At 44.8% G+C, this 25,337-nt stretch carries 14 protein-coding genes; 4 read left to right on the plus strand and 10 right to left on the minus strand.

All coding sequences use genetic code 11. The features are described from left to right. Positions 1-110: 110 nt before the first annotated feature. The gene (locus MUK70_RS21600; RefSeq protein WP_234655094.1) at positions 111-1,034 is read right to left on the minus strand and encodes a hypothetical protein; all 924 of its coding nucleotides are present in this window, start codon (positions 1,032-1,034) and stop codon (positions 111-113) included. Positions 1,035-1,474: 440 nt separating this feature from the next. Here MUK70_RS21600 and MUK70_RS21605 point away from each other — a divergent pair, with 440 nt between their 5' ends. After that, positions 1,475-3,415 carry a T9SS type A sorting domain-containing protein gene (locus tag MUK70_RS21605; RefSeq protein WP_234655095.1) on the plus strand — a complete coding sequence of 647 codons (1,941 nt, stop codon included), beginning with the start codon at positions 1,475-1,477 and terminating at the stop codon, positions 3,413-3,415. A 54-nt stretch (positions 3,416-3,469) separates the two neighbouring features. Here the strand turns inward: MUK70_RS21605 and ypfJ are convergent, their stop codons facing one another. After that, positions 3,470-4,318: a KPN_02809 family neutral zinc metallopeptidase gene (gene ypfJ, locus MUK70_RS21610; protein ID WP_234655096.1), complete on the minus strand. Its 849-nt coding sequence runs from the start codon at positions 4,316-4,318 to the stop codon at positions 3,470-3,472. A gap of 133 nt (positions 4,319-4,451) precedes the next feature. Here ypfJ and MUK70_RS21615 point away from each other — a divergent pair, with 133 nt between their 5' ends. Then, positions 4,452-5,030, plus strand: a complete 579-nt coding sequence (locus MUK70_RS21615; RefSeq protein WP_234655097.1) for an O-methyltransferase — start codon at positions 4,452-4,454, stop codon at positions 5,028-5,030. A 54-nt stretch (positions 5,031-5,084) separates the two neighbouring features. Here MUK70_RS21615 and MUK70_RS21620 read toward each other — a convergent pair whose 3' ends face one another. The 4 genes from MUK70_RS21620 to tnpA form a co-directional block, all read right to left on the minus strand. Then, complete coding sequence (locus tag MUK70_RS21620; protein ID WP_234655098.1) at positions 5,085-9,404, minus strand: T9SS type A sorting domain-containing protein; 4,320 nt, start codon at positions 9,402-9,404, stop codon at positions 5,085-5,087. Positions 9,405-9,558: 154 nt separating this feature from the next. Next, a complete protein-coding gene (locus MUK70_RS21625; RefSeq protein WP_234655099.1) occupies positions 9,559-11,271 on the minus strand; it encodes a PQQ-dependent sugar dehydrogenase in 1,713 nt (570 codons plus the stop codon). A 147-nt stretch (positions 11,272-11,418) separates the two neighbouring features. Next, on the minus strand, positions 11,419-12,591 hold the full coding sequence (locus tag MUK70_RS21630; RefSeq protein WP_234655100.1) for an AIR synthase-related protein: 1,173 nt from the start codon (positions 12,589-12,591) through the stop codon (positions 11,419-11,421). Positions 12,592-12,651: 60 nt separating this feature from the next. Beyond that, on the minus strand, positions 12,652-13,128 hold the full coding sequence (tnpA, locus tag MUK70_RS21635; protein WP_255716420.1) for an IS200/IS605 family transposase: 477 nt from the start codon (positions 13,126-13,128) through the stop codon (positions 12,652-12,654). Positions 13,129-13,373: 245 nt separating this feature from the next. On the opposite strand from tnpA, the gene argH reads away from it, so the two are divergent. Continuing rightward, positions 13,374-14,714, plus strand: coding sequence for an argininosuccinate lyase (argH, locus tag MUK70_RS21640; RefSeq protein WP_234655102.1), 1,341 nt, complete (start codon positions 13,374-13,376; stop codon positions 14,712-14,714). 5 nt (positions 14,715-14,719) lie between these two features. Continuing rightward, positions 14,720-15,265, plus strand: coding sequence for a thioredoxin domain-containing protein (locus tag MUK70_RS21645; protein ID WP_234655103.1), 546 nt, complete (start codon positions 14,720-14,722; stop codon positions 15,263-15,265). A gap of 86 nt (positions 15,266-15,351) precedes the next feature. Here MUK70_RS21645 and MUK70_RS21650 read toward each other — a convergent pair whose 3' ends face one another. The 4 genes from MUK70_RS21650 to MUK70_RS21665 form a co-directional block, all read right to left on the minus strand. After that, positions 15,352-17,046 (minus strand): SusD/RagB family nutrient-binding outer membrane lipoprotein, encoded by a 1,695-nt coding sequence (locus MUK70_RS21650; RefSeq protein ID WP_234655104.1) that lies wholly within the window; start codon positions 17,044-17,046, stop codon positions 15,352-15,354. 38 nt (positions 17,047-17,084) lie between these two features. After that, positions 17,085-20,423, minus strand: a complete 3,339-nt coding sequence (locus tag MUK70_RS21655; RefSeq protein WP_234655105.1) for a SusC/RagA family TonB-linked outer membrane protein — start codon at positions 20,421-20,423, stop codon at positions 17,085-17,087. A 203-nt stretch (positions 20,424-20,626) separates the two neighbouring features. Then, a complete protein-coding gene (locus MUK70_RS21660) occupies positions 20,627-21,940 on the minus strand; it encodes a vanadium-dependent haloperoxidase (protein WP_234655106.1) in 1,314 nt (437 codons plus the stop codon). Beyond that, positions 21,937-25,299 (minus strand): VCBS repeat-containing protein, encoded by a 3,363-nt coding sequence (locus MUK70_RS21665; protein ID WP_234655107.1) that lies wholly within the window; start codon positions 25,297-25,299, stop codon positions 21,937-21,939. Before MUK70_RS21665 ends, MUK70_RS21660 begins: the two co-directional genes overlap by 4 nt. Between the last annotated feature and the right edge of the window lie 38 nt (positions 25,300-25,337).

The following is a 25,337-nucleotide window of genomic DNA, read 5'->3' on the forward strand; positions in this document are numbered from 1 at the left end:
AAACAGCGCAGCCTCAATACAAATGGAAATGAAAATGAGGTGAATAGTAATTGAGATTCAGCAAACGCTGAGGAAATAAGCGCTGCTAACATTTCTGAAAAATACATTGCTTAATGCTTCTTTTTGAATTTGGGAGGCTGGACATACAGTTCAATTGTGCCCGCAAAACCGGAGGTCCGGACAGGAACTGCGCCTTCAATTAACCGGTTAGACACATTTTTCCGATAGCCTGCGAATATTTCAACACCCGCATAATTACCGATTTTCCGGTTGTAGGACATGCCCATATCAATATCGACACGACGGCAAACGCCAAGCGCATCGCTGTTAAGTTGGTTAAGATAATAGGTCCGGCTTACAGCCTCAGATTTGAAATAAATGATATCAGAAGGCGTTAGATTTTTCCTGAAAGCGATCTTTTTGGGAAGAATCATTTCAAGTCCTGCATTGTTTGAAAAATTGTAGTTAAAGATGAAAACCGGGAGCACGGTTATCTTGAAACTTTTATTCATCATCACGCCCAGGCCCACTTCCTTATTTACACTTTTCCTGCGCAAAAAGGAAGCCGACAATGTATAATTCATAGGAATTTCCTTCCATAACAATCTGCCGAAATCGCCGCTTTTATTAATCTGTGAAGTAAAAATAAACCACGAGCTGCTGTCAAGCTTTACAATCGAATTAAGGTCCAGAGCAAAAGTGCGCAAATTCCAGCCTTCCATGTGGCTTACGGGATTTTCACCCGAGCTTTTGAATTCCAGTTGTTCCGCGCGGTAATTAGGGCCGAGCAGCACTGCGACTTTTTTGCTGTGTACAAGCGGGACCCATGCACGCATGAAATATTCTTCTTGTGTAAATCTTTTGGTGTCCGTGCTGTTGAAACGATACGTTTTGCCAGGGGCCTGCGTGCGGCGGATTGTCAGCCATTTGGAAGGCGACATGCCTTCGAGCCCGGGTTTTAGTGATTGGCACATGGCGTGCGCACTCAACAATGTGAGTATAATGAAAAATGGCCCGGGGCTGCGAAACTGCATAACTGACTTTAAAAAAGGTTTACTATTCTCGTAAACACGCTCATAGGCCAATGAAAACCAAATAGTTTTAATTTTTCATTGATCTTCACTAAATGACTTGCTATGAGACGGTAACGAAATTGGATTTCCAATAAGTTCCAACGCAAAAAGCGGGCATATATATACGTATTGCGGAAGAATATTATTCATCATTTTTATCTAATGAAAGTACATTCAAATAAAGTTTTATTTACATTTGTTCATATTGAAATGTCACTGAGTGCATACAGACCCATTGTCAGTTTTGCATAATTGATTCCGGCACTTCATCCGATAGTCTCCGTTCCTGAATCTTTGGATTCACCAGCATTCATACTCAGCCTTCTTCAAGTCACCATTTGCAAATGGACGAAAACCGGCCATTTTACAATTCATATTCGCACATTAAAATTTTGGAAAAAATGAAGAAGATCTCTACACTTTTATTGACACTTTTAGTCTGCGCAAACTGCTTCGGACAATGGAGCACGCGGTACGATGTAAACAACTTAATTTGTGCGACACCACTGCACGAGGGCGCCATCAATCAATGGGATCCTGAGATGATCAGCGATGGGGACGGCGGTGCCATTATCGCCTGGATCGATCAACGAGACGAAACTTTACATATTTATGCGCAACGGATTGATAAGAATGGAATCATAAAATGGCAAAAAAATGGGGTGCCTATTTGTACTGCAACGGTTGGAGATCATCAAAGTGTAAGTGGTTTACAATTAGCTGTTGACGGCGATGGCGGAGCGATCATTACCTGGACTGATGAAAGAGATTATAGTGGTCCGTGGGTTCACATTCCGACCGGTGATATTTACGCACAACGCATCAATGCGATTGGCGAAGTTCAATGGAAGAAAGATGGAATTGTAATCAGTGACGCGGACAATGGGCAATTCATGCCCGTGATAGTAAGCGACAATCAAGGAGGAGCATTCATAGCCTGGTACGATCAGAGGAACGTTGACGGCAGCGTTTATGCACAACACGTTAATTCCTCAGGAACGACCTTTTGGCCGGCGAACGGCAATGTGGTAACTTCCTCTTCAAAATTCCATATGCTACATCAGTTAATTGCTGATGAAAGCGGCGGTTTTATCGTAACCTGGTCTCAGAGGGGCATCGATATTCATCAAAACTTCGTTTTTGCCCAACGGATAAATGTCACCGGAACTCCGGTATGGCCTTCCGGTGGCGTCCAGGTTGTATCTCCTACATATTACGCCGTGCAACCAAAGTTCATAAGTGATGGCCTTGGAGGTATTTTCCTGACCTGGTATCATACTATGAACCAATCTTCTGTGACCAGAGTTTTCGCACAGCATCTTTTAGGAAACGGAACACTTGCAAAGCCAAATGCAACTATTATTTGTAACGCGCCTGTAGGACACAGGGATCCGGAGCTTGTGAGTGATGATAACGGAGGTGCTATCATTACCTGGCAAGACGGAAGATTTGGAGATGGAGCTTCGAATTACAGTATTTTTGCACAACGCATCAATGCTGCCGGAGATGCTCTTTGGGCAGTAAACGGGGTGAATGTTTCTCTGCAGAAAGGTAATATCGGCCTTCCTAAAATTGTACGTGACGGCCAGGGTGGCGCTATAATACTGTATAATTATGACACGTATGGGACAGGTGTACGGATGGACAGGATATCGAGTTCAGGTAAGCGCTTGTGGAATCCAATACCTTTTGCAACGAATAGGAGAAATGGTCATTCCATGAGAATTATTAGCAACTACGACGGCGGAGCTATTGCAAGTTGGCTGGATGACAGGGAATACGCTCCGGGAATATATGCGTCCAGAATTCTGGAAAACGGCACCCTTCCGGTTACGCTTGTATCATTTAAAGGAGAAACTCAAAATGGCCATTCAAAATTGACATGGGAAACTTCTTCTGAAACAAATAATAAAGGGTTTGAGATAGAGAGGAGTATTGACGGAAGAAATTTCAAAAGGATCGGTTATGTTGAAGGAAATGGCACGACTTCTAATGAAAATAAATCGTATCGTTTTATAGATTCGGAGCCTTTGCATGGTAAAAATTATTACAGATTGAAACAATTGGATTGGGATGGAAAATTTGACCATTCTTCAATCATATTTGTTCAACATCCAATTCAGGAAACTTCAAAACTATATCCTAATCCGGTCACAAATATACTTTTGGTAAACACGCTTGATTTCAAAGGGCAAATTTTAATCATCGATTTGATGGGTCGTGTTGTAGATAAAGTCAACGCAACCACAAACGAAACAAGCTTGAACGTAAGCAATCTTTCGCCTGGCTTATATCTCTGCCGATTTGGGAATACAACACAGCAGTTTGTTAAAACAAAATGAGTTGGATAATCCGTGATTATCCAACTCAGATTCAGTGCGGATGTAAATAACAATTTATTTAATGTCCTCGTATTTTCCTTGATTCAGATCACCCGTTTCAAAGCCTTTTTTGAACCAATACATTCTTTGTTGCGAGCTTCCGTGCGTAAATGCATCCGGCACCACATAGCCTTGCGATTCCTTTTGAAGCTTGTCATCACCAATGGCGTTAGCGGCGGTTAATGCTGCTTCCAGATCACCCGGCTCCAAAATGTTATCCATTTGCTGCGCGTGGTTAGCCCAAACGCCCGCCAGGAAATCGGCCTGCAATTCCAGTTTTACCGACAGCTTGTTATATTCTTCTTTACTGATCCTTCCGCGCTGTTCCTGCAATTGGTTAGAGATTCCCATCAAATTTTGCACGTGATGCCCCACTTCATGTGCAACCACATATGCGACGGCGAAATCCCCAGGCGCTTTAAACCTGTCGCGCAGTTCATTACAAAAGTCAAGATCAATGTATACTTTTTGATCTGCGGGACAGTAAAATGGCCCCATTGCGGACGATGCACCTCCGCAAGCGCTTTGGGTTGCATCTTCAAATATTTGAAGCTTCGGCATTTCATACTGTGCGTCATTGGCTTTGTAAATTTCGGCCCAGACTTCCTCCGTGCTGCCTAGCACAGCTGAAACGAAATCCGCCGTTTTGTCGTCCGGGCGCGGTCCGGGTGGACGTGTTTGTGCCGACTGGGAAGTTTCCGTCCCCTGAAGGTTACCCAGGATTTCTCCCGGGTCCTGGCCTGTCAACAAGCCAATTGCCAAAACGATAATCATCCCGATCCCGCCGATCGCAACTTTACCGCCTCCGGACATTCCCCGGCGGTCTTCCACATTTCCGCTTCTTCGTAAATCTTGCCAACGCATATTTCATAGATGTTTAGATGTCAATAAATCAATAAAAACCATGCCAATATACGTTACATAGATTTCGGCGCATGTTATCATTTTCATAACATTTAGTTCTTAAGTTTGACACATTGAAATAAACCCCATACAAATGAATCCGGACATTCATCATCCTTTACCCAAAGCCTACACTGCCATTGACGCAGCCACGAAGGCGTCAGGTTTTACCATGGCCTCTGATATTCAGACTTGTTCGCTGCTGAAAACACTTGCGGCTTCCAAGCCAGGAGGCAAATTTCTGGAACTCGGAACGGGCACCGGACTGTCCACAGCCTGGATCCTGGACGGAATGGACAAGGATTCAACATTGGTTTCGATCGATAACGAAGCCGAATTTCTGGCCATTGCCCGGGAGCATTTGGGCGGCGATCCGCGGCTTACATTGACATTAACCGATGGCGGAACTTGGGTAGAAACCAACCGTACACAAAAATATGACTACATTTTCGCCGACACCTGGCACGGCAAATATCTGATGCTCGACGAAGTGCTCGAAATGCTGAATAAAGGTGGCTACTACATCATCGACGACATGCTTCCCCAGCCTAACTGGCCCGAAGGACACGATCTAAAAGCCATCAAACTGATCGAAGACCTGGAACAAAGAACAGATTTGGTTTTAACAAAACAAGTTTGGGCGACGGGCATTGTGATTGCAGTGAAAGTTTAAAAAAGCAAAGGCCCGGTTTGCAATGAAACCGGGCCTTTGCTTTAACAATCGCACTTATTTTTTAATGATATGGTAAGACTTGTTTTTAAGTTTAACTAAATAATTTCCGGGAATGAGTGAACTCACATTAATAGTTCGTATTCCTTTTACGTCTTGCTGATACAAAACTTCTTTGCCGGAAACATCGTAAATCCTAACCTCGGTGTCCAAGTTTTCGGAATCAATATTCAATGTGTTCAAAACCGGATTTGGATAGAGGCTTGTCGATCTGCCTGCTAAATTCACCGACCTGATGGAGCTATATGCAAATGTCTCATCCTTATCCACCATTTTAAGCCGATAGTAATTCAGGCCGGTTTGTGGGTTTAGATCTGTGAAATGGTATGAATTTCTCTTTTTGCTGTCACCATTGGAATATATTTTGCCAAATTCTTCCCATTTCTTCCCGTCATTGCTCCTTTGCAGTTCGAAGTGATCGCTATTGACTTCACTCGCCGTTTCCCAGGCCAGGTCCACATGTTTTTCAATCGCTTTTGCATCAAAACTGACCAGTTCAACGGGCAATATGCTGGGGTCTGCAAGGATGGAATTGGTGTAACGCCAGGGGCCGTACAATTGGCCTGTAATGGCCAGCACTGGACTATATTTTACACGAGCTCTTACTTTATTTAAAAAATCTGTCTTAGCAATCAGACTTTTCAATTCAATTTCAGTCGTTGGCAGATCGATCAGATTACCCTGCCCGGTAAACTGTGTGCTGTTTGTAATTGGGCTGGCATGTGAAAAGCTTTCTCCCTGCCCGATTGTCTCCCAAACCAATTTGCCTTTGTTCCTACCCAGGAACGATTTTGCATACAAGCCAAGGCCAAAATCGTCCTTGCCCAAATTGTCTTTGTTAATGTTTGTACTCAGGTCGCTGTTATACAAGTGAATATTTCCTCTAATCGCGCGGTCATCATTAACACTAATTCCGTCGCCATTACCATGATACATAAATGCGCGTCCGGTTGTCCCGGAAAACTTGGGAGCTCCGGCAATGACATCTTCGAAACCGTCACCATTAACATCGCCAGCGGATGAGACAGCATGGCCCATTTGGGCATTAGTCTGATTGCCTTTAATCATCGCTACCGCATCTGCAACAATCCCATTTTCAGATCCATGGTACACAAGTACAACGCCTTCATTACCCTGACTAAATGTATATGAACTTGCTCCGATAAGAACGTCAGTGTAACCATCTCCATTTACATCTGCCGAACCAACGGACGAGCCCATAAATGCATCGGCTTGATTACTTTCGATGATTGTTGGAGCTAGGTATTTGATCCCACTTTGCGAACCATAAAATATCGAAACCGCGCCTTCACCAGCCTCACCATTACTGTAATCCTTTGCGCCAACGACAACGTCAGCAAAGCCATCGCCGTTTATATCACCGGCGCCTGCTACATCCCATCCTGTCAAAGCCTGAGATTTATTCAGGTCTAGTATAACCCCTGAAGTTCCCAAGCCGTACAGACCACCATAATACACAAACGCAGCACCCTCGTATTGATTATTAGGATTATTATTAAATTTATACGACCCGACAATAACATCGTCATACCCGTCTCCATTTACATCTCCTGCAGAGGCCACGGCGCTGCCAAACTCGCTACTTGACTGATTTCCTTTTAAAAGAGGCCCATCTCCACTTTCAATACCAGTTTTTGAGCCATAGGAAATTATTACTGCTCCCCTATTAATAATTACACCATCAGAATACGATGGAACACCAACAATAACATCATCAAAACCATCGGCATTCAAATCACCTGCACCGCTTACCGATATACCTGCATGCGCATTCGCTTTGGCAAGAAAAATATAAGGCGTGGGCGCCGCAGCAATTCCCTGGACAGAGCCGTAGTAAATAAAGCCAGCACCAGAGTCGGTATAGCCCTGCAAATCATATTGTGGTGCGCCTATAACCACATCATCGAAACCATCGCCATTTACGTCGCCCGCACTACTTACGGAACTGCCGAAATTTGCTAGCGCTTGGCCTCTTGATATTAAAAGACCTGTGCTCAAATTCACACCATTATCATCCGACATATATACAAAAGCAACACCTTCGTTGTTGGCACCATTATCATAAAAAGGAGCGCCAACAATCACATCATCAAAACCGTCGCCATTAACGTCACCGGCACCTGAAACCGAATAACCAAGTTCTGCTTCTGCCTGGTTCGTGATAATCTGCGTGCTGAAATTGGTTTCGACGCCAGCGGCCGAACCGTGGAATACAAGAGCAATGCCATCGTCGTTTGTTGCTTTGTTGTATGAAGGCGCACCAACAATAATATCACTGAATCCATCGCCATTCACATCACCAGCGCTGGCTACCGAGGCTCCCAATTGCGCTCCGGCCTGTCCACTTGTAATAAACGATTTCGTTAGTAAATTTCCATTAATAGAACCAAAATAAACGTGTGCTCCACCTTCCTGCAAACTGGCACCATTGTCTCGGTACGGCTCACCGACAATTACATCGCTGAATCCATCACCATTCACATCCCCGGCACAAGCAACGGACTTGCCGAATGCAGCACCGGCCCAGGCTCCTTCAATCAGCTTGTTAGCCTGATTTTGAATTCCCTGTCCGTCTGCAGAAGCGAGATAAATGCTCACGGCTCCTTCACTGTTTTGCCCATTTGCATAATTTGGAGCACCTACGATAATGTCGCTGTAACCATCACCATTCAAATCACCGGCACTGCTTACGGCATATCCAAATTGTGAATTTTCCTGCGACCCATAAAGTGTCATAACGGGCATTTGTTGGACATTGGATGCTGCGCCTCGGTAAACAAAAACAGCCCCTAGGTCAACAGCGAATATATTATCATACTTATATGCCCCTACCACGATGTCACTGTATCCATCTCCATTCTGGTCACCTGCACTTGCAACTGCTGAACCATAGTAAGAAAGGCTTTGGTTTGACTCGATTCTGTCAGTAGCGACGCCTGAAATACCAGCCTGTGAGCCTCTAAAAACATAGACAGCACCTTCATTCGCTTGTCCATTGCTGAATCCCGGCGCACCGACTATCACGTCACTGAATCCATCGTTATTTACGTCCCCTGCGGTAGCGACGGATTTGCCAAAATCAGCAGTGGCAACGTTTAATTCAATTTTAAAGCCATCAAGGTTTATACCTGCTGCTGAACCGTAGTAAATATACGCGGCCCCTTCATCGGTCTGTCCGTTCGAATATCCCCATGAGCCAACTATGATGTCACTAAAACCGTCCCCATTCACGTCGCCTGCTCCGGATAGAGCACTGCCGAAAAAGGCGTTACCAATGGCATTGTCGCCCATTACTGTTATTCCTGCATTCGGATTTAAACCAAGTGATGAACCAAAATAAATAAAGAATGCTCCCTGGTTGGGTTTGTTTGAATCAAATGTCGGAGCGCCCACTATTACATCGCTATATCCATCTCCATTCACATCTCCCGCGCTTGCTACCGAACTGCCTGCCTGTGCTCCTTCTTGATTGCCTGACAGCAACGCATCGGCATTGCCCGGATTTCCACTCGTAACAATCGGATCGATGGTAACCGGGTAAGCTGCGGCTGCGGTGTTTACAGCAATTTGTACCAAACCATTTTCATAAGATAATGTTGCTGGTAAATCTTTGCCCTTTGCGTCCCAGCACTTTAAGCCATCATAAGTGAGCTTTACATTATAATCATCTTTCGTCCCTTCTGTGAAAAACTGTAATCTGTTGCCAGTCAAGTCCCTTACTTTCAACCCCTCAGCCGCCATTCGTATTTCCAGCTGCTTCGTGCCAGTTGGTGCTTGCTGTACAATAAAGTTCTGCCTTACGCCAGCTTCACTATTGACATATTCTTCGGTTAAGATGCCTTGCTTTAATTGAATCTTGTTTTCAGAAATAATAGTTGCAGTGTCACTTTTAGAAAGGGGCAGTCTTTTGTTATCTGCGTAGACACCATTCATTTTGAGTGTCAGCTCGAAATTGTGACCGGCGGAATCGACACGGTTTTTGATGGCAAATGTTCCTGGTTTGAAATAAGCTCTTAAATTTTGTCTTCTATTCGGACTTTGAGGAACGCCCGTAACCGGATCTTTTGACACATTGTATTCCCGTGCAGCAATACTACTGTAAATCGTTGCAACCTCACTGTCGGACACATTTCCGTTTTCGGGCAACGTCGCTCGTTTTGCAGTGACACCAGCGAGTTTCCTTTCCAGCGATGCGGACTTATCCGGCGAATCTGCCCCTTTAAATTGATAATATAGCATGGGACTGCACGCCACCAACAATATTAGGAAAGTGGTGCTTAAGTATTTTTTCCTCATTCTACTTAATGTTAAAATGTTTGCAAATCTGTTACTCACTGCAGCGCTAGTAGCTCAGTTTGTCCCAATTTTCAGATTTGTATTAACCTCTTAACATTTTGTTGAATGAGTGGTGGGATTCAATTTTTTGCCGGTAAAAAATGCCGCGGCTCCATCACCGCATCACTAAAACCTTCTGTTGTATTATCTTATTCCTACCCGTCAACCGTACGATGTAAATACCCGTGCTTGTCTCCCGCAATGGAATGCTGAACGACCCGTTTTTGCCGGAGATTTCCTGGGACATGAAGACTTTTCCGGATGTGCTGATGAGTTCTATCTTATTGAAAGGTTCGTTGATTTCCAAGTCTATTGTGCCGCCGCTGATAAGTGATGGCCTAACGAAGTTTCCAGACATTGCGTCCTCTGACTTTACGACAATGATCTTTGAATATTCGAAACTGTCATCTTTGTCAATCATTTTCAGCCTGTAATAGAGGTCACTGTTTAAATTGACCGCATGAGAAAACGTGTATTGAGAGCCTGATGTAGCATTTTCACCGTTCACTGTTCCTACTTTATCGAATTGGACTGCATTGAAACTTTGCTCTACTTCGAATTCCCTGAAATCCTCTTCACTTGATGTGGTCCATGATAACTTTACACCCTCATTTCCATATGCTCCTGTAAAATCAACCAGTGTGACAGGTAATTGCGAATCCGAAATAATGCGGTATATAGTAGTGCCGGTCACTGCGTAAATTTCACCGTTTTGATCTTCGCCAATGTCCGTAATTCCTGTTACGGTAGACGTCTCATAGCTTTTCACGGCTTCATCTGATGATATTTTATGGATGTCCCCGGAGAAATAATCTGTTCCGATATACCAGCCATACATCTGCGGGGATCGTGTGCCCCGATACACCACACCGCCTACTACTGACCTGCCCCTGGCGCCGATTGCATAGGCATAAGCCGGATCAACATATGGCCCCGCAGCATCACAGCCGGTCCGGTCAACGCCCGGTGTTGGGATATCGCCTTCAAAACATCGCCAGCCGAAGTTGGCGTTATTTAATTGTGCAGCAGTTCGATGATTAATCTCCTCCCTGGCTCCCTGCCCTACATCGCCGATCCAGATATCGCCGTTAAGCCTGTCAAAGCTCCACCGGAATGGATTTCTTAATCCCAATGCATAAACCGGGTTATTATAAGGGTTGCCTGCCGGAATTGCATATTTAACAGGATTTGTATCGGGAACATTAACATCTATACGTAAGATTTTACCCAGCAGGACATTCGGATTTTTTGCGTTCTGGTTGGGGTCATTACCGCCACCGCCGTCACCGATCGACAAATACAGGAAACCATCGGCACCAAAATGCATTTCTCCCCCATTGTGATTGGCGTTAATGGGATGCGGAATCTTTATAATTTCTAAACCGGTGTTAGGATTGACTGTGCTGTTACCAGCGGGATTGGCGGCCGTATATCGGGCTATAACCAGGTCGCCCAGCAAATTAGAATAATAGGCATAAAAATACCCGTTCGTTTTAAAGTTCGGATGAAAAGCAATGCTAAGCAAACCATCCTCATTGTCGGTGAGCACAACCTGACCATTTTGATTCATATTCAAAAAGGTAATGGGCGTTCCTAATGAACCGGGTGCAAAAACTTTGATTATGCCGCCTCTTTCGGCAACGAAAATACGGTTGGAGCCATCGCCTGCGTGCACGAGCTGCATCGCAGCCGTAAGCCCTGTAATAAACGGTTTCTGCGTATCAATGGCCACGTCGGGAGCCTGAGACAGTGCCTGTCCTGCGTTAAAAAGCATGCTGAGAGAAACCAGGCAGATTTTTGAAAAGAGATCAAAGTCGAAGTTTTTCATAAGCCGAATAGATGTTTAGTAGTAATTCTATATTCAATGACATTAATACTACAATATTCATGCCTTACTCAAACACATTTACGCTTAAACGATGAAGGCCGTCTGATAATGAAATCAGACGGCCTTCTCTATTTTTATGAACGATGATCAACTATAATAAAACGTTCCGAATTCGCTTAAAATGGTTAGTTTTTTGGTATCCGATGCCTCGACCCTGCCTACTATCTGCGCGTCGATGCCGAAGGATTTCGAAATGTCGATGACTCTTTGTGCATGTTGTGGAGAAAGGTAAATTTCCAGTCTGTGCCCCATATTGAACACTTTATACATTTCCTGCCAGTCGGTTTTACTTTCTTCCTGGATCATTTTGAACAAAGGTGGCACGGGAAGCAGGTTATCTTTGATAATGTGAAGGTTATCAACAAAATGTAGAATTTTTGTCTGCGCGCCTCCGCTGCAATGCACCATGCCGTGAATTTCAGAGCGCATTTCGTCCAGCAATGCCTTGGCCACCGGCGCATAAGTCCTCGTGGGCGAGAGCACCAGCTGGCCAACATTCAGGGGCGTCCCTTCAACAGGATCTGTTAATTTCTTTGTTCCGCTATAAATCAAATCCTCATTCACTTCCGGATCGAAGCTTTCGGGATATTTTTCTGCGAGATATTTCCCTAAAACGTCATGGCGGGCAGAAGTAAGGCCATTGCTGCCCATGCCGCCATTGTAAATCTGCTCATATGTTGCTTGTCCGCAGGATGCCAGTCCAACGATTACATCACCCGCTGCAATGTTTGCATTGTCCACCACTTCCGAGCGCTTCATCCTTGCAATGACCGTGCTGTTCACAGTCACCGTCCTTACCAGATCACCGACGTCCGCTGTTTCGCCACCGGTGCTGTAAATCTCGACGCCATAGCTGCGCAGCATATCTAAAACTTCCTCAGCACCATTGATCACTTCTGCAATAACTTCTCCCGGAATCCGGTTTTTATTCCGGTCAATGGTTGACGAATAGAGCATTGGACCCGTTGCACCCACGCACAAAAGGTCGTCTGTGTTCATTACAATCGCGTCCTGCGCGATGCCTTTCCAAACCGAAATATCGCCTGTTTCTTTCCAATACAAATAAGCCAGAGATGTTTTCGTTCCTGCGCCGTCGGCATGCATTATGGTGCAATATTCCGGGTCACCCGCCAGCGTATCCGGCACAATTTTGCAGAAAGCCTTTGGAAAAAGCCCTTTATCTATCTTTTCAATGGCCTTATGCACATCTTCTTTGGAAGCCGAGACACCGCGTTGCAGATAACGGTCGGTAGTTTTCATTTGAGCGTATTTAATAAATTTGGCTCAAAAATAGAAAAAAATCCCCTTTTTAATGTCCGTTCACTTAAGTGAACGGCTAGAGGGTGAACGGCTAGAGGGTGATTGCGGTTTGGCTGGCTCCCATCCGTATTTTTTCATGAATTTTTCATTTTCTTGCTTGAACGATTTTCTTCGGTGGTGCTCTTCCTGATTTTTAATATAATTCCTAACCCGTTCAACATGCCGCTCACTTACGCTGACTGCCCAATAATCATCCTGCCACATAAATTTTCGGGTGGTTAATTTATTTTTATTAATCCAGTAAGACGACTCGCCCTTTATCAGTTGTGCGACCTTGCTGATTGTCTGTTCTCTTGCCAAAGCGACCAGGCAATGCGCATGATCTGTATATCCATTTACAACGTCCAGAAAAATGTCTTTCTCCCAAGCGTTCTCATACATGTGCGCAAAGACCTTTTTCCTGATTAAATCATTTAAAAACGGTTGCCTATACTTGGTTGCAAAAACCATATGAACCCAAACTCTCGTCCAACTCATAATGAATATTGATAATTGAAATATCCATTAGGCGGTAATCGGTAACCTCGGTCACACAGAAAGCATCCCCGTCATTTTCAATTGTCCAACTCATCCTGAATATTGGTTTAATATCCATTAGACGGAACAAAGGAACGTCGGTCACATCACATAAGCATCCCCGTCATTTTCAAATGACGGTTTCTCCCCTTTTGCTTGTAAATTTGTGATGTCAATATCATCTTCTACTTCAATTTACAAGTGCATTGAAACTCTGGCAAAAAGAAAATACGGTTACTTCTGAAAAAATCGAAAAATTCACTGTCGGCCGCGACCGGGAAATGGATCTTAATCTGGCGGAATATGATGTCCTGGGCAATCTGGCGCATGCGAAAATGCTGGCATCCATTGGACTTTTAACTTCTGAGGACCTGACTGCGCTGGAACAGGAGCTCAAACTCATATATTCCCAGGTCCAACAAGGCGAATTCCTGATTGAAGAAGGCGTGGAAGACGTGCATTCACAAGTGGAATTGCAACTGACCCGTAAGCTGGGCGATACCGGCAAGAAAATCCATAGCGGCCGCTCACGCAACGACCAGGTGCTGGTGGATATGAAGTTATACACCCGCGCACGCTTGTTCGATGTCGTGAAAGCTACCGAAAAGCTCTTCGACGTGCTGGCTAGACGTTCGGAAGAACATAAAAATGACCTTTTGCCTGGTTACACACACTTGCAGATTGCTATGCCTTCGTCATTTGGCCTTTGGTTTGGCGCTTATGCGGAAGGGTTAATTGATGATGTGATCCAATTAAATGCTGCTTACCGACTTGCTAACCGCAACCCACTGGGCTCCGGCGCGGGTTATGGCTCTTCTTTTCCTTTAAACAGAACATTGACAACAACATTACTAGGCTTTGAGGGCATGCATCACAATGTTGTGTATGCGCAAATGAGCCGCGGTCGCACGGAACAGGCGGCATTAACCGCAATTTCATCGTTGGCAGCAACCGTTTCCCGGTTAGCCATGGACGTTTGCCTTTACAACAGCCAGAATTTCAGCTTCATTGTCTTGCCCGATGACCTCACAACAGGAAGCAGCATTATGCCGCACAAGAAAAACCCGGACGTGGCCGAGCTGTTACGCGCCAAAACAAACCGGATGAAGGCGCTTCCGATGGAAGTGACAATGGTTTTGAGCAATCTGCCGTCTGGTTACCACCGGGATATGCAGTTGTTAAAAGAGATTTTGATGCCTGCTTTTGACGAAATTCTGGACTGTCTGGACATTGCAGCTTTTATGCTGGAAAACATGAAAGTGAAGCAAAATTTGCTGGAAGATGCTAAATATGATCTGCTTTTCAGCGTCGAGCGTGTGAATGAATTAGTGATCAATGGCGTTCCCTTCCGGGACGCTTACCGGCAAGTTGGCGCGGAAATTGGCGATGGAAGTTACGTGGCTCCCCGTGAGCTCAAACATACGCATGAAGGAAGCATTGGTAATTTGCAAACGGCTGAAATTCAAGAACGCATGAGGCACGAAGTTGCTGCTTTTGGATACGATAAGGTTACAGCAGCATTGGAAAAATTATTGCAAAACGGATAATCGGGATGGAAATGTGGCGAAAGATCTGTTTGCTGTTACTGGCTTTAAATGTGTTTTTTATTGAAAACACAGCAAGTAAATCTGTGCGTGAAACCTTCCAGGCGGAAACATTAAAAGTGATCCTTTTCCTGGATCCCGAATGCCCGGTTACGAATGCGTATATGAAGGAGATTAAAAGCATTCACGCCGATTATAGTGGCAAGGGAGTAATTTTCGAAGCTTATTTTCCAATGGAAACCATTGCGGACAAGGACATAAAGGCGTTTTTGAAAAAATACAATGCAACATTCCCCGGCTTTACTGACCCTGAGATGCGAAAAGCAAAACGCTACAAAGCGACCGTAATGCCCGAAGTCGTTTTGCTTGATGCAAACGGCATAACCGTTTACCAGGGAGCAATTGACAATTGGTTTTACGCATTGGGCAAAAGCCGGCCAAAAGCAACTGAGTTGTATCTGAGAAATGCGATTGAAGCAACATTGAACGGCAATCCGCTTATGCAAACCAAGACGCAGGCAATTGGCTGTTTAATCAATATGAAGCTGGAATAGCTGTCTATCGGACAACCATCACAAAAAAAGAGGCAGGCCAAGCGGCCCGCCTCTTTCTGCTTATAACTAAATCTAAAAATATAAAATCAAGGTTTGTCCCACCAAACGCGGCCCGCTGCGCTGGTCAGGTCACCGAAACCTGGCAATGCTGCCATAGCGTCATATGCTGCCTTTTTGTTCGCGTAGTTTGGGTCAGATTGCGCTGGCAGTGTAATCGGTGCACGACGTGGAATTGTCAATGGAACATTCAGATATGTAACTCTTGGCAAAGGAACAACAGTTGTCGCGTTGGGATAGCCTGTACGTTTGTACAATGCCCAGCCTTCCTGTGGCTGCTTCATAAAGTTCAGATAGCTTTGGCTGCCAATTTGATCCATTGCTTTTGCTGGATTGAATGCGATATCTGGCTGTGCCATATAAGTAGTAATTTCGGCTGCTGTCATTGGCGTGTAGTTGGTCAACTGTGATTTCTGTCCCACTTCATTATACCAATCCAAAGAGCTTTTCACACCCGCTTCATACCAGGTTTTTGCAGCTGCTGCACCTGTTGCTTTCAAAGCAATTTCGGCACGCATGAAGCAATACTCAGCATAAGTGATCACCGGAAGATAGGATTGCCCCGTTCCTGCATTTCCCGCCGCATCAGCTCTTCCTGTATTAAATAAACGGGGCTGAATGAACGACAATGTATCCACAGTTTGCTTATTGGACGTAATCAGCTTAGGCGTATAGTATTTCTGAACATTTACTGTAAGTCTGGCATCATCCGGGCTTGTAAAGCTTCCTACATAACGTCTGCCTTCCTTTGTTCCTGCCGGAAGCTTCTTGTCAGCGATCAGCAAGTCAATATTCGCCTGAGAATATTGGTTAGGCGTGAAGAAAACATCAAGACGTGGATCCATTTTCGTCCACATGAAATCAACCATTGGCTTAGGAGCCCGAAGACCTTCTGTGTTCCAGTTACCACCATCTGCCGGCCCTGTGAAAGTAGCATTTCCAATAAACACCCATGCATCTGCATTGCTGCTCATCAAATCTGTTGCTGGCTGCGCCAAAACATCTGTTATAATGGCATTCCCTGCTGCTGCATCCGCTTTTTGAACGCGTAAAGCCATTCTCAAACGCAATGCATTTGCTGCTTTAATCCATTTTAAAGGATCGCCTTTATAATATTGATCATAATTGCCCAGTGAGTTCTGAGCAGCAGCCGGAGTCGCTTTCAATGCAGTTACAGCCGCTTTGATTTCGCTATCCAGTCTCGCAAAAAGCTCTTGCTGCGTATCATATTTCGGCTGAAGCGTTCCGCCGTAACGGCCTTGAAAAGCTTCTGCATAAGGAATGCTTCCGTAAATGTCCGAAACGTAGAAAGCATAATAAGCTCTCAAAATTCTGGAAATCTGGATCATCTGATTGTAGCGGGGCTGTTCAGCAGCATCAAGCTTCGCAACCAGTTGTTCAACATCATATAACCTGTCGCCGATTCCGTTATAAAGACGTCCGTAACGGTTGGCAAAATTACTGTAATTCTGCGTGAATGACCCTTGGTTACCAGTTTGCGGCGTATTGTACTGCATCCAGGGCATAATCCGACGGTAATTATCATAATATGCCTCGAAATCCTGGCTGTGAATGCTGTTGGTTGCCTGCAAGAACTGATTCTGAGGCGGTATTTCGGTAAGCGCATCGGGGTTTTTGTTAATGTCCACGAATGCTTCCTTTTCGCAAGAGGAGAGAAATCCTACTGCGGCGAGTAACAGTATTTTACTTTTTATAAATTTCATAACAATGTTTAATTTGAATGGGTTGTAACAAATCAGGATTACAATCCTACACTAACTGAGACGCCAAGGTTACGTGTGAAAGGCAGACCGCCATACTCCATGAACTCACCCGCTTTGTTGCTGTACAAACCTTCTGGGTTAATACCATCCTTCGCAGTTTTGTACAGGTAACCAAGGTTACGCCCAACAAGACTTACGCGCAGCGACTGAATTTTCGCTTTTCCAAGCAATGAGCTCGGAACGTTGTAGCCAACTGAAACTTCACGAAGTGAAACCCACGAGTTTTCAAAAGTTGAATACTCACGAATACCCGATGACCATTGTGTCAGGTTCAAATAATAAGCATAAGCAGGGATAGGTTTAACATAACCTGCTGCAACGGCGTCTGCATAGCTCATTCCACCTAAATCTTTGGGAGCACCGTCCACCACAACCTGAAAACCGTTAGCCAAAACGCCTTCTGGAATGATACCGTCATTTCTCACCGTTCCTTCTGCATCCGTAAACGTTACACCACCCAGTTCAGTATTACGGCCTGGAAGTGTAAATTTAAATGCACCGTATGACGAACCGTATTGATGTGTACCGGATGACATCATTCCACCGATCTTCGCATCTGCTTGCACAGTTGCAGTGAAGTTTTTGTAACGGAAACTATTCACGTTGCTGGCAAGGAATTTTTCCATCACAGTCCCCAGTTCTTTATCCGCTTTTGATCCGTAAGAACCGTTACGTACATAACCGATTCCACCTTCACCGTCGATTGATCCAATTACTTTTTGTCCGTTTGCAGGATTGTTTGCATCATCTGATGTGTAAGTTGCAAAGCCGTATCCTGTGATCAGCGTTCCGTAATCTTTACCAACCCTTGCAACGGACTTAATATCAGCTCCAAAACCAAGGTTCAATTCATAAGTATCAGTTCCCTGAACCAATTCCAAAACCTTATTACGGTTGCGTGAGAAGTTTATGCTCGTATTCCACTCAAAGTCTGCCTTTTTGATTGGGGTAGCAGTCAATAAGATCTCAACTCCTTTGTTCTGAATTTTACCTGCGTTTACTATTCTCTTATCAACACCAGATTCTGACGTTGTAGTCAGGTTCAGAATTTCGTTCTTGGTAATTTTGTTGTAAACAGTCGCGTCAATTCCCAAACGGTTGTTGAAGAAACGAACGTCAGCACCAAATTCAACTTCTCTGGCCAAACGGTTTCTCAAACCATAGTTAGGAAGTGTGTTGTCCCTGTAACCAGACCAGTTCACAGTCGATCCATCGGCCTGGATATAAGGGGATTTCGGCTCGTAAACACCCGTCTGGTTGGTAGACCATGCATCTGTGTCACCACCTGTGTAACCAAGGCTGGCTCTTAATTTACCAAAAGAAAGCCATGATGGAAGATCTTTCAAGGATTCAGTCGCAATCCAGGAAAGACCAACAGATGGGTAAGAATAAATGTAGTCACCGCTTCCATTTGCATAAGTCAATGTCGACGACCAGTCCGTACGATAACTGGCGCTCAATGTTAACGCGTCTTTATAAGTCAGGTCACCATAAGCGTAAAGCGCGTCAATTCTTTTGGATGGTGTAAGCGCAATGCTTTCCTGTTTCAAAACATTGATACTGTTTGACAAAGAGAAGACATCAGGAACACGAAGTCCGCCGTCAGTTTTATAATCAAACTTGCGACCGCCAATCAAACGGTTAGTCTCTCCACCCGCAGAAAGGCTGAAATTGAAGTCTTCTCCAATTTGCTTTGTTGCAGTGATCAACCCTTGGAAACGAGTCTGGCTTTTGTTTTCAGAATACTCACGGTATTCACCTCCTGAGAAGTTTACACCATCTCCTCTGTTTTTATTATTTCCGGTATATAATTCATTTTGAACATTACCGCGAACCAGAAAGCTCAGCCAATCTGTGATTGTTCCGTTCAAATCAATGTTTCCTCTGAAAACCTTCTCATTACGGAACTGCTTGAACTGAAATGTCTCAAACATGAATTGTGACATTCCATAAGGATCAGCTGTTCCTTGGCGACGACCACCGGCAACAGGATCAAGATAATTGTTTTTCCAATAATCGATATCTACGTTTCGCGGACGGCCGTATACAAAACGAAAAACCGGGTTGTATGTTCCGCCCTGGCGAATCGGATTCACCATGTCATTGTCCGTGTAATCTGCGCTTACGTCCAGATTCAGGATTTTGCCAATTTTCTGTGTTCCCCTGATGTTAAAGTTGTTTCTTTTCAACTCTGTTCCCGCAACCATGATAGAAGTGTTTTTCAAAGTTGAGAACGACGCACGGAATGAGCTGCGTTCGTTACCGCCTTCGATAGCAAGGTTATGGTTAATGTATTTTCCTGTTTGAAAAAAGCTCAAAGGATCGTTGGCTTTCCATTCCACCATACGGCCATCCAGGTCGCGTACTTGCTGACCTTCAAATTTGGGACCGTAAGAAAAGTTATAGTTTGCACGCTCAACTTCCGGAACGCCGTCAGCGCCTGTTGCAAATGTTGAGTTCAAACCTGCGCCATATTCATTTTGCAAATCCAAAAACTTGTAAGCAGTTTCGAAAGTAGAAGTGTGGTTGTAAGTAACACCCAAACCTTTATCCTGACGTCCTTTTTTGGTTTGAACAACAACAACACCATTCAACGCCTCAGAACCGTAAAGAGAACTGGCAGCTGAACCTTTCAACACGGTCATGGACTCAATGTTGTCCGGGTTGATGTTTTTCATAATGTTACCAAAATCCTGGTTCGCTCCCCAAGAGTCAGCACCGGTTGTTCCCGGACGGATAAGAACACCATCCACAACAAAAAGTGGCTGCGTATTTGGGCTCAAAGAAGCATTACCACGGATACGGATACGCGAAGAAGACATTGGACCACCCGTTCCCTGATTGATCATAACCCCGGCGACTTTACCTTGCAATGCGTTCACCATGTTGGCGTTGGCAGCTCTGGTAATGTCATTTCCCTGAACTGACTGTACAGAATAAGAAAGCTTTCTTGCCTCAGTAGACATACCGAAACCGGTAATAACTACTTCGTTAAGCGTCTTGTTGTCTTCCTCAATGTTCACGGTCAGCTGGCTTGCATTGCCAACTTCCACTTCCTTGCTGATGTAGCCAATCGAAGAAAATACAATTACAGCGGCGCTTGAAGGCACACTGACTGTAAATTTTCCATTAGCATCCGTTGCACCTCCGGTGTTGGATCCTTTAACCAGGTAAGAAACACCTGGCAAAGGATTCTGATCCTTGTCGAGCACCGTTCCGGTAACGGTTTTACTACTCTGGGCCATGCTCCATGTGCTCCCGATAAGCAGGAGAAGCAAGGTTACCAGACGGGTTAAAGTCGTAAACTTTTGTCTCATGGTAAATTTTAGTAAGTTAAATAAAGGTAGCTTAATGGGTCTTTACTGACGAAACCTAAAATGACATCTCTAAAATTGAGCGTACACTTTTAGACGGCATGAGTATCGATATTTCAAAATAAATATAATTATTAACAAAAACATAACATTTATTAAAAAATATTAATAATAAGCATATAAACCTAGTAGAGTGTTTGGTTATTTTAGCGATTGACCTTTATTTTCGAGAGCAAATGCTGCCCAATTCGCTCGCCCTGAGCCTGGCCATTTACAATCGCTGACCTAAAATGGATTCCTCCGTATAATCTGCTGATGCCTGCTTCGTCACTCGCGTGCTTAAAAGACCTGAAACTGCGGACCGGCAATCCGTAATCGGTTTCTGTATGGTCATCGAAGGCAAAATTATCGCCGAAAATCGCTGTTAATACCACGGCCGCAGCAGCTGAGATCACGCTATGGCCACTGGTATATTCAGGAAAAGGCGGCGTCTGCAGCAATGGTCGCCATTTTTCGTCCATATAAGCATTGATAACTGTCTCTGGCCGGATGAACTGGCTCCTGTATTTTTCATCCCAGCAACTGATGAACCCGTCGTATAAAGCCATGGAAGTCATCATATAAGCAGCTGCCGTCCCTTGCCAATTCTTGCCCTTACTTTCGGCTGCCTGGCCTGCAATGGAAATCCAATGTCCGCCGGGAGATAGTTTTTTTGTCGCAAAATTAAGATGCCCCTGTGTGTTGAGGTAAAACGGATTACAGTCCCAAAAGCTTGCAAGAAGGATCTCTTCTTTTGTTAACTTTTTGGTAATATCATAGACCTCTTTTACTTCCTTCATAAACAAACTCGCCGGGTCGGTACTATATACATGCGGCGGAACCGGCTTAAACTGCCCGGCGGAGTCGAGGCTCACAGGCCGGATTTGGGACCAATACGGTTCGACCGCGTCTATAAAACCTGGCGGAGTGGGCGTCCATTTGCCTTTTTGTTTGCTGTAAGTGTAGCGGCGTTTCGCCCTTGTTTTTGCGTAATTATCTGTCAAAGACCAGGTTAATATGCTGTCACTCACAGCCTGGCCAAGTCTTATTGAATTGTTATAAACCAATGTATCTGTCTCCCGGAAGTCATTCAATATCACTGTAATGCTATCTGTCAGCAAATGTTCCGAGAACACCAGCTTCCCGCTGGTTTTGAAAAAAGCATAAACCGCGGCTAACTGGTAGTTAACCTTCTCGTCTCGTTTTAAGGCGGGTATGTCAGGAAAACCGGAGATCTGGCCATGCATGGTTTGATAATTTTTATCCTGCATAACCAGCAATTCGTATGCTGCAACATTGGCATACAGATAGATACGACTGGCAACCGGTGGTGAAAATATGTCATGCACGATTACACGCGTCAGGTTCCTCTCCGCCCTATGCAAAAGCTGGGGTGACGGGCCCGCATAGAGTGCAAACCCATAAAAAAAGTTGACAACCAGGAATGTTACCAGCCTGTATATAATAGATCGCTTTTTCATTTCTGCTCATTACATTGAAAGATAACAGGCATTGAATTATTAACGGATAACACTATACGCGAATCGTCCAGGCCAGTTCCACTCCTGATTTCGCCCATAGCCCAAAAACCGGATTGCACCAGATCCACCGATTCAAATTTAAAAGGCGCAACCTGGCGCAACATTACACCAACAGACGCATCGCACGGGCCTAGCTGAACGCGATAAGATGAGAAGTTGCCCGCCAGAAGCAATGTTGTGCCGGCTTCTTTATTCAGTTTCACGGGAACAATTGCGCTGACCCTCGATATCTGCGCTTCCTGCGGCAACTGGTGGATTTCAAATTTAAAGTTGCCTTTATTTTCAAGGGCAATGCTGGCCAGTTGCTTGCAAAAGACTTTTTTACTCTTGTCCACTGCTTCCTGGCCAAATATATCCACTACGGTTGCATCTGCATACAGCGCATAATTGGTGTATTTTCTTTTCAAATAAGGCATTTGGTCCAGCATCTCATCACGGGAAAACATCGGGTAACTTTTGTCTCCGATGTAATATGTGCAAACCGGATCGATTACGCCGTTTTTGTCAAAATCATCATAGTAGATCGTCACAGGCTGCCCGCCAGATGCTTTATATTGATTGTTCAGCCCTCCGTTCCCTAAAACGAAATCCATATCGCCATCACGATCCAAGTCAACGGGCGTTAATGCGGCCCACATGCCGTCGCTGTCTTCCAGAGCTGCCGAGCGCTGTTCCTTGAATGCATTGCCGACGTTTTTGAAGACTTTAACAGCCATCCAGTCGCCTATTAACATCAAATCGGGCTTCTTGTCCTGATCCAAATCCTCAAACGAAGCGCCCGTAACCATTCCTGGATTGAGCAAGTCTTTGGACCACTCTGCAGTGGCATCTGTGAACTTAACATTGCTTCCCTGACTGTCATTTCTTAGAATATAGCTCCTCGCAGCCATCGGGAACGACCCGGGAACAGCGCGGCCACCTACGAAAAGATCCATATCGCCGTCGCCGTCAATGTCCGCGCTAACTGCACATTGCTTCGGATTTTTCATGGAAGGCAGTGCCAAAACATCTTCATGAAAATTTCCCTTCCCATCATTAATATACAAATGGTCCCGATACTCCGGCGCCTGATCTTCGAATTCATTGCCTCCGCTGACAACGTACAAGTCCTGGTCACCATCCTTTTCTGCATCAAAAAATAATGCACTCACTTCTTCACAAGCCGCATTTTGCCGCCATGGCTGCGTGGCTGCACCTTCAAATTTCCCGTCCTGCTTTTGCAAATACAGCACACCAAACTGATTGGAGGCGCCTCCGAAAAAGAGGTCCTCGAGACCATCCCCATTCACGTCCGCCTTTACCAGTGCCGGCCCGAGCCTGGACAATTGATAAGGCAGAAGCACTTCCACTTTGAAGTCGACAAATTCATTTTCCTGGTGAATGAAGTCTATGCCAACGCTTTGTGCAGATATTTTTTGAAATGTTGTTTTTAAAAGGGCCGTGTCTTTTTTCGGCTCTTCTTTCTCTTCCGGTTCTTTTAATATCAAAACTTTTTCAGCCGGATTCACCAACATTGTTACTTTGCCGGAAGGCCAGAGGACTTTCAGCGAATCAATTTCGGCTGCTTTTCCCAAACCGAAATGCAAATCTGACGTCATGGTCGCCTGATAACCTCTCACCGGGTAAAGCTCCGCGTATTGGGAAGTGCCATTGGCATACACCCAAACCTTGCTTCCCAATGCCTGCGTATTTTTACCGAGGCCGGAAAGTCTGATGGTTAAGCTTTTTTGATCACTATTATTTTGATAAATCGAAACCGGTTCATTTATGTTTGAAATTACAATGTCCAGGTCGCCATCACCGTCAAAATCTGCGTAAGCGGCCGCATTGGAAACAGCTTCTTCGTTAAAGCCCCACTTTTTAGAAACATCTTCAAAGGCAAACTGCTTCAGGCCATCGGCCGTATTTCGGAAAAGGTAATTTTTCAGTTTGTTGGAAGGCATTTTCTGCACGAGGCCGTAAGTTTTGAAATTCAGATTCCCCCTGGCTACTTCTTTCATTTGCTCGTCGGCAACGGTGTATTTGAGGAAATCCATATTGGTAAAATCGCGCAGATAACCATTGGTAATGAGCAGATCTTTCCAGCCGTCATTGTCCAGATCGGCCATTAAGCCCGCCCAGCTCCAATCCGTGTTGGCAACGCCCGCCATTTGCCCGATTTCACTGAATTTTACATGGCCTTCTGCATCCACGCCGCGGTTCAGATGCAGCATATTGCGCATATTCTGATGATAGTAACCGCTGTCGAGGAGCAAATGATATTGGTCGTAAACATCGGGCCCTTTGAGCAGTTTTTGTCTGTGATTGTCTTCCGGAAGCATATCCAGTGTAAGCACGTCGGGTTTCCCATCGTTATTAAAATCACCCACATCGGCGCCCATGGAGAATTTGGAAACGTGTGTAAATGATTTTTTCAGCGATTCTGTGAATGTGCCGTTCTTGTTGTTGACATAATAGCAATCCACTTCCGTGTAATCGCTCGTTGTGTACAAATCCGGCCAGCCGTCCTGATTCATGTCCGCCACGATCACGCTCAGACCGAAATTTAATGCATTATTAATGATGCCTGCTTTTTGCGTAACATCCTTAAATTTCAGCTTTCCATTTTCACTAATGTTTTCAAAAAGCCTGTTTCCATAATAAGGATTGGGCGTCGCTCGCATTTCGCGGGTGTTCAGGAAAGGGTTAACCGTGTGATTGGAGTGGTTCAAAAGAAACATATCCAGGTCGCCATCTTTGTCATAATCAAAAAAAGCAGCCTGCGTAGATTGTGATCCAATGGCATTCAAACCAGCCTCAACGGCCATTTCCTTAAAAACCGGAACGCCGTTTTTGATCCCCTGATTGATGAAAAGCTCGTTATTACGATCGGAAAGCTTACGGAAAAAGCCCGAATGACAAACGTAAATATCCAGAAGCCCATCGCCATTTACATCCGCGACGCTCACGCCCGTAGACCAGGTTCCGTTGCCTTCTACTTTTGCCTTTTTGCTAATGTCTTCAAATGTAATTTTCCAAGCAGCTGATTTATTGATATACAACTTGTTATCAACTGTATTTCCGGAAATAAAAAGATCCGGCGAGCCATCATTATTGAAATCGCCTATGCCAATACCATTGCCATTGTAAAGATATTCGTAACGGAAAATATGCAGTGAATCGTTTTCCTCGATCTTGTTGATAAAATTAACCCTTGTGTCTTTCGGTGACAGGAGCGTAAAGAGGGTTTGTGAGCGGCCCGGCCTGGAAGTGCCGAGGAGGGGGATTAGAAAAATGAGTGTAACGTACAGTTTACTCATGCATCAAGGTTTACCCGGTATATGTGCTACCCAGTGAA

The sequence above is a fragment of the Dyadobacter chenwenxiniae genome (genome assembly GCF_022869785.1).
Lineage (GTDB): Bacteria > Bacteroidota > Bacteroidia > Cytophagales > Spirosomataceae > Dyadobacter > Dyadobacter chenwenxiniae.

What these genes read in the sequence shown, in the direction of transcription:
- MUK70_RS21620 (WP_234655098.1), bottom strand. Translation starts at nt 9,404, where the DNA reads ATGAGGAAAAAATACTTAAGCACCACTTTCCTAATATTGTTGGTGGCG.
- MUK70_RS21645 (WP_234655103.1), top strand. Translation starts at nt 14,720, where the DNA reads ATGGAAATGTGGCGAAAGATCTGTTTGCTGTTACTGGCTTTAAATGTG.
- MUK70_RS21625 (WP_234655099.1), bottom strand. Translation starts at nt 11,271, where the DNA reads ATGAAAAACTTCGACTTTGATCTCTTTTCAAAAATCTGCCTGGTTTCT.
- ypfJ (WP_234655096.1), bottom strand. Translation starts at nt 4,318, where the DNA reads ATGCGTTGGCAAGATTTACGAAGAAGCGGAAATGTGGAAGACCGCCGG.
- MUK70_RS21655 (WP_234655105.1), bottom strand. Translation starts at nt 20,423, where the DNA reads ATGAGACAAAAGTTTACGACTTTAACCCGTCTGGTAACCTTGCTTCTC.
- MUK70_RS21605 (WP_234655095.1), top strand. Translation starts at nt 1,475, where the DNA reads ATGAAGAAGATCTCTACACTTTTATTGACACTTTTAGTCTGCGCAAAC.
- MUK70_RS21665 (WP_234655107.1), bottom strand. Translation starts at nt 25,299, where the DNA reads ATGAGTAAACTGTACGTTACACTCATTTTTCTAATCCCCCTCCTCGGC.
- tnpA (WP_255716420.1), bottom strand. Translation starts at nt 13,128, where the DNA reads ATGAGTTGGACGAGAGTTTGGGTTCATATGGTTTTTGCAACCAAGTAT.
- MUK70_RS21600 (WP_234655094.1), bottom strand. Translation starts at nt 1,034, where the DNA reads ATGCAGTTTCGCAGCCCCGGGCCATTTTTCATTATACTCACATTGTTG.
- MUK70_RS21650 (WP_234655104.1), bottom strand. Translation starts at nt 17,046, where the DNA reads ATGAAATTTATAAAAAGTAAAATACTGTTACTCGCCGCAGTAGGATTT.
- MUK70_RS21630 (WP_234655100.1), bottom strand. Translation starts at nt 12,591, where the DNA reads ATGAAAACTACCGACCGTTATCTGCAACGCGGTGTCTCGGCTTCCAAA.
- MUK70_RS21615 (WP_234655097.1), top strand. Translation starts at nt 4,452, where the DNA reads ATGAATCCGGACATTCATCATCCTTTACCCAAAGCCTACACTGCCATT.
- MUK70_RS21660 (WP_234655106.1), bottom strand. Translation starts at nt 21,940, where the DNA reads ATGAAAAAGCGATCTATTATATACAGGCTGGTAACATTCCTGGTTGTC.